Here is a 5,646-nt window from a genome sequence, read left to right as displayed (position 1 = left end):
TTGGTGATCCGCTCCGTGATCTCCACATTCGGGTTCAGCTGCTGATACTCCTTGTACAGCTCCTTGTACCCGAACTCACCGAACGTCGCGATGGTCAGCTTCACCTTGCCACCGGGAGCGGCAGGATCGTCACCGCCACCGCAAGCGGCCGTGGTCATGACCAGCGCGGCTGCCAGCAGCGGCGCGGCGACCATGACGGCACGCCTGCGCAGCCGCGACCCGTTATGTGCTGGACGCATGTCTTTCCTCCAACCAGAGAGGGATGGTGGTGTTCAGTGGGGGAACGTGCGGAGGAACATCGGAGAGCGCTCTCCCATGCGAGAGCATCGTCCGGGATCCTTCGTCCTGTCAAGGCCCAGTTGCCGTGCTGTTACCAGAAGCCGCATCCGCGCAGTTCACCGCGCGCACGACCGGGCCGTCCAGCTCGGACGATCATGAAGTTGTGGTCACGACACGCCGCCCACCCGTGCCATAAGTTCATGATCAACGGGAAACGGGGCGGGGCCGGGCGGGCCGGCCAGGCCGTCAGGCGGAGGCGCGGAGGATGAGCTCGGGGTCGAAGATGACGCTGGTGGTGCGGTTGGCGCGCTGGTCTATGCGGGTGAGCAGGAGGCGGGCCATCTCGGCGGCCATGTCCTCGACCGGCTGGCGGACCGTGGTGAGCTGGGGGCGGCTGGCCAGGGCGGCGCTGCTGTCGTCGAAGCCGACCACGGCGACGTCATCGGGAACCGATTTCCCATGATCGCGTAGCACGGCCAGGGCGCCCTGGGCCATCACGTCGCTGGCGGCGAAGACGCCGTCGGTCTCCGGGTGCTCGGCGAGCAGCCGTTCCATGGCGCGCTCTCCGCCGGAGTGGGTGAAGCCGCCGTCGTAGCTGGGCACGTACGCCACGCCCTGCTTGGCCATCGCCTCGCGGAAGCCGTGCAGGCGGTCGGCGCCGGCGGGCATGTCCACCGAGCCCGAGATGGTGGCCACGTGCTGGCAGCCGCGGGCCGCCAGGTGGTCCGCGGCGAGCTTGGCCCCCTGGTAGGTGGCGACGTCCACATAGCTGATCGGCATCGGCGCCGCGGGGCGGCCGTAGAGCACCGCGGGCACCGCGGCGTCGGCGAGCATGCGCGGCAGCGGGTCGTGCGGGTGCAGCGAGAGCACGACGACCCCGTCGACCTGCCCCTGGCGTACGTCGGAGACGACCTTGACGCAGGCCTCCTCGTCGCCGGCGAGGGTGAGCGCGAGGTGCACTCCGGACGGTCGCAGCACGCTGAGCACGCCGCCGACCACGCGGCCGAAGAACGGGTCGGAGAAGAAGCGGCCGAGGAACGGGTCGTCGGCGGCACGGTTCTCGGCCTCGGAGACGACCAGGGCGATGCTGCCGGTGCGGCCGGTGACCAGTGAGCGGGCGGCCCGGTTGGGCACGTACCCGGTGGCGCTGACCGCGTCCCAGACGACCTTGTGCAGCTGGGGGTCGACGTTGCGGATGTTGTTGATCACCCGGGACACGGTGGCGCGGGAGACTCCCGCCACCTGCGCGACGTCCTCGAGCGTCGGCAACCGCTGCGCCGGCGTCTGGTCACTGGTCATGAGCGTCTTTATAGCACAAAGGGAGAGCGCTCTCCGCCCTCCACCTGCGCGAATCTGCGCCGCCCGGCGGCAGGCGCCGCGACGCCTCGCCGCCCGCGCGACATGATCGAGGGAGCTATGGTGCGGCGGGCGGCTCGATGGCTCCACCCGCCGCACCCGGCGAGAGGTTCGGGTCAGCTCTGGTAGACCCCGAACTCCCACAGTGAGTAGCCGTACGTGGTGGCCCGGTCCAGGCCGTTCATACGGACATAGCGGCCGGTCGCGGTGACCGGGATGATGTCGAACCCGCCGTTGCCGGCGGTGGTCGAGTACACCGTGCTCCAGTTGGCGCCGTCGTTGGAGACCTGCACCTGGTAGGACTTGGCGTACGCCGCCTCCCAGGCCAGCAGCACGTTGTTGAACGTGCGCACCGAGCCCAGGTCGACCTGGAGCCAGGCGGTGGCGACCCACTCGCTGGCCCAGCGGGTGTCGTAGTTCGCGTCGACCGCGTACGACGGCAGCTGCGGGCCGTTGGTGCCCGTCGGCTGGTACGTCGAGGCGGTCGCCGGGCGGCCCTGCGCGATGTTGGTGCCGGCCACCGTCGGCGGGATGACGCGGATCGACTTCTGCTCGATGCCGACGTTGCCGTGCCCGTCGAAGGCGTACACGTAGATCTTCCAGACACCCAGCTGCTGCGGCGCGGTCACCTGGAACTCGTTGCCGTTCTGGGTGAACCGGACGTTGTCGAAGCCGCGGTTGCCGTTGATGTGCTTGTTGCTGAGCATCAGGTTGTAGCGGATCGTGTCGCCCTGCGGGTCGTTCGCGCCGACGTAGAGAGTGAACGTCTTGCCGGCCTGGATCGCGCCGGGGCTGCCGATCACCATGCTGGTGATCTCCGGCGGGGTGTTGGCCGAGGCCGTGCCGGAGTACGCCTGCTTGAGCGCGTGCCACCCGTGCCGGCGCCAGCCGCCGGTCAGCGTGTTGAGCCAGACGCCGCCGAAGTCGTTCTCCAGGCCGTAGTGGAACTCGGTCGCGCCGAGCGCCACCCCGGGGTGGTTGAGGATCGCGTTCCAGCTCGCCGTGTACTGCGCGCGCTTGGCCAGGTCGGTGGGCTCGGTCGGCACCCCGTTGGCATCGTTGGGCACCTCCCACTCGCCGTCCGGACCACCCTCGGTGAGCACGTACGGCTTGGTGTAGCCGCCGTCGATCCACGCCTGCTTGAGACCGCCCACGGCGCCGTAGGAGTTGATGCCGTAGAGGTCCAGGGCGGGCGAGTGGTTCTTGTAGTACGGCCACGCGCCGACCCAGGCGTCGGTGGAGGTCACCGGGTGGTTCGGGTCGGCGGCCTTGACCGCGACCGCGACCTCGTTGACGAACGCCGCGTACGCGTTGCGCCGCGCCTCGACCTCGGCGGCCGGCAGCCCGAAGTCCTGCATGGTCAGCAGCACCTCGTTGCCGACGTCCCACATCAGCACGCCCTGACGGTTCTTGAGCGTGTTGACCCGGGCCACGATCTCGGCCTTGACGCTGTTCTTGTACGCGGTGTCGTTGACGTAGTCGGCGCCCTGGTTGAGCCAGTGCCCGACGATCACCTTGATGCCGTGCCGGGCGGCGGTGTCCAGCAGCACCGGGGTCTGCGTGTCGTCCACGCCCCAGGTGCGGATGGTGTTGACGCCCATGTTCTTCAGGTCGCGCAGGTAGCCGTCGGCGGCGCCCTGCGGCGGGCCGTAGGTCAGGCCCTTCACCAGGTACGGCGCGCCGTTGACCTGAAGCTGCCAGTTGCCCTGCGTACCCGTGACGCGCACGATGCTCGGCCCGGCCGGGACGGCGGGGTCGGTCATCGCGGCCGGGGTGGTGCCGGTCTGCCGGGACACGGTGACCCGGTCCACGGCCAGCACGCCACCGGAGGTGGTCTCCGGCGTCGGCACGGTCTCCCCCGCGATCGCGTTGGCGTACAGGCCGCCGATGGCGAGGTCGAGCCGCAGGTAGAAGCCGTGGTGCACGGCGGCCTGCCAGGCCGCGACGCCGACCTGGCTCTCCCGCACCACCCAGGTCTGCACGCCGTCGAGGTAGAAGCGGATCTCCTCGTCGGTCTTGGTGCGGTCGATGACCTGCGCGTACTCGTGGAACCCGGTCTGGCAGCCGGTGCAGCTCGCCAGGCCCGAGGTGCGCCCGTTGTACTCGCCGCACGGCCCGTCGGGGGCGGTGCCGCAGTGCAGCGTCTGCGAGAGCTGGCTGCGGCCGTTGACGCCGCTCATGATGTCGGTCTCGCCGACACCCGGCCAGTTGTTGTAGTTGCCGCGGTACGCCGCGCCGGTGGCCCGGAACGCGGGCCAGTAGCCCAGGCCGTTGGCCACGTTCGGCTGCTGGATGACGGCCGAGAAGCGGGTCAGCTGGCCCGGCTGCGGGGCGAAGTCGGTGCGCTGGGTCTCCAGCTTGCCCGACGTCCAGTTGCCCGCGCCGTCGCGGATCGCCTTGATGTTGAGCTTGCCGTCGCCGGTCAGGTACACGTTGGCGGTCGACGCGCTCGCGGTCTCGATCTCACCGGTGCCCCAGTTGGCCGCGCCGCCCGGGTACTGCGTGCCCGTGCGCAGGATCCAGTTCGCGGCGCTGGGCGAGGTGTTGGCCGGGCCGTCGAAGTTCTCCTCCCAGACCGTGGTCCACGGGCCGGACGGGCTGGGCGAGGTCCTCGGCGAGCTGCTCGGGCTGGGCGAGGGCGGCGTGCCGCCGACGAAGACCTGCACCTCCCACAGCGAGTAGCCCCAGCCGGTGGCGCGGGCGGTGCCGTTGACGCGCAGGTAGCGGCCGCTGCCGCCGACGGTCAGCGTCTGCATGCCGCCGGTGCCGGTGGTGGTGCTGTAGATGTTCGTCCAGCCGCCGGTGCCGGTGGCCGAGGTCTGCACCTGGAAGGCGGTGGCGTAGGCGCCCTCCCACTGCAGCACGACCTTGCAGATGCTCTGCGTGCTGCCCAGGTCGAGCTGCAGCCACTGCGGGTCGCTGGCCGCGCTGGACCAGCGGGTGCCGGCGTTGCCGTCCACGGCGGCCGAGGCGGGCGTGCCCGCGTTCTCGATCGAGGAGGCCGTCGCCGTCTTGCCCTGGACCACGTTGGTGGTGCCGCAGCTGCCGGGGTTGGTGCTCGCGCTCGGGCTCGGCCCCGGGCCGAACGAGCCGTACACCTTGAACTCGAACAGCGAGTAGCCGTAGCCGCTGCTGCGCACGGTGCCGTGCATGCGCACGTACCGGCCGCTGCCGGTGACGGCCAGGGTCTGCGTGCCGCCGGTGCCGGTGGTGGTCGTGTAGACCGGCGTCCAGTTGGCGTCGTCGTTGGAGGTCTGGATCTGGAAGGAGCGGCCGTGGGCGCCCTCCCACTCCAGCACGACCTGGCTGATGGAGGCGGTCGCGCCGAGGTCGACGCGGATCCACTGCGGGTCGCTCCACTGGCTGCCCCAGCGGGTGCCGGAGTTGCCGTCGACCGCGTTGGCCGCGGCCAGGTCGGCGCCCTGCACGGAGGAGGCGGTGACCGGCCTGCCCTGCGAGATCAGGGTGTCGGCGGCACTGGCGGTGGTGAACGGGACGATCAGCGCGAGCGCCGAGATCGCGGTGGTGACCGCGACGGGTATGGCTATCCGCCACCGGCGGGCGATGTGCCGCACGCCCGGGCGGTGATTGACGGGGGTCATGGGGCTCCTACCTGTTGCCACGGGGGGAGACCGGCCGGGGCCGGCCGGGATCGACATATGGAGAGCGCTCTCCGAGTGTTACGCCGGAGTTTCCGCGCTGTCAAGACAGCGACTGCCAACGATGCCGAACTGTCCGCATGAGACTGGTTCGTCCGCGCGTCGCGACGTCGGTGGCGGGCGGGTCTTGACATCGCGGGGGTACGCCGGGGAGCCTGGGACTGGTTCGGAGAGCGCTCTCCACCACGTTTCCCGGACACCGTCCCGCCTTGCCGCCGTCCCGCTTTGCCATGGACGTTGGCCTATCTGGATGAATCTGCCCTTGCGGGCGTCGCCGTAGAGCGTGAACTGGCTGACGACCAGCAGTGGTGCGCCCACATCGGAGGCGCTGCGCTCGCCGTCGAGCAGGCGC

The 5,646-nt window shown here is 70.4% G+C and carries 2 protein-coding genes and 2 pseudogenes; all 4 read right to left on the bottom strand.

The genetic code is table 11. From position 1 onward, the window contains the following. A pseudogene (locus AB0J67_RS38895) lies at positions 1 to 239 on the bottom strand (hypothetical protein); the annotation flags it as partial. A 286-nt stretch (positions 240 to 525) separates the two neighbouring features. After that, positions 526 to 1,578, bottom strand: a complete 1,053-nt coding sequence (locus AB0J67_RS38890) for a LacI family DNA-binding transcriptional regulator (RefSeq protein WP_363490475.1) — start codon at positions 1,576 to 1,578, stop codon at positions 526 to 528. A gap of 173 nt (positions 1,579 to 1,751) precedes the next feature. After that, entirely contained in the window at positions 1,752 to 5,237 is a 3,486-nt protein-coding gene (locus tag AB0J67_RS38885; RefSeq protein WP_363490473.1) for a discoidin domain-containing protein, read from the bottom strand. Between the two features lie 312 nt (positions 5,238 to 5,549). Next, positions 5,550 to 5,646: pseudogene (locus tag AB0J67_RS38880) on the bottom strand (D-aminoacyl-tRNA deacylase); the annotation flags it as partial.

The organism is Catellatospora sp. NPDC049609 (assembly GCF_040675365.1).
Classification (GTDB): Bacteria; Actinomycetota; Actinomycetes; order Mycobacteriales; family Micromonosporaceae; genus Catellatospora.
Note: the sequence above shows the minus strand (reverse complement) of the source record. Positions and strands in the feature narration are given on the sequence as shown.